Genomic DNA, 628 nt, shown 5'->3' on the forward strand with positions numbered 1-628 from the left:
TTTCGGGGTTGATCGTAAAGACCGCGGTCGATGCGGCGCAGGTCTCCGGCGGCCACCAGGCGCTGCAGGGTTTTGTCGACGGCCGCACGCCCGCCGAGATCTGCAAAGTCGCCCGGGGTCCAGACCTCATCAGGTCGTGACGCGATCCGGCCAAGCAGGCGCGTGCGGAGATCGGTATCGTCGGGCAGGTCAAGCATGTCCGAAATATGCCGCATATTTCGGACATATTCAAGTGTCCAAAGAATGCTGCATGCTTCGGACGCCACCTCAGCAAGTCGGCGCGCGTCGGTTCCATTCTGGCATTATGGAATATATGATAATCAAAGCATTGTTAAAACAGCGGAAAATTTGTCGCCGCCATTTAGGGAAGTCACGATTTGCGCCAGTTAGAAATGTCACTCGATGGGGAGCAGGATAGCCGCCTTTCTACGGGTTAGAGGTTGAAATCTGGCGGAAGCGGGCGGCGCATGAAGCCTTCATATTGCGCAACGCGCCGCCGGTGACGGTCACGGGATCTATCCGATCTTGAACATGTGGTTCTTCTGGCCGCGGCGGCGCGGCGCCTTGGCCGAGCGGGACATGTCGAGTTGCTTCTGCTGTTCGGCAATATAGGCCAGGATCGGACCGA

General features: G+C 58.0%; 1 pseudogene. It reads right to left on the minus strand.

What is annotated here, in order from left to right:
- Positions 1 to 197, minus strand: a pseudogene (locus GJ693_RS16535) (type IV toxin-antitoxin system AbiEi family antitoxin domain-containing protein); the annotation flags it as partial.
- Between the last annotated feature and the right edge of the window lie 431 nt (positions 198 to 628).

The sequence above is a fragment of the Sandarakinorhabdus oryzae genome (assembly GCF_009733735.1).
GTDB classification, from domain to species: domain Bacteria; phylum Pseudomonadota; class Alphaproteobacteria; order Sphingomonadales; family Sphingomonadaceae; genus Sandarakinorhabdus; species Sandarakinorhabdus oryzae.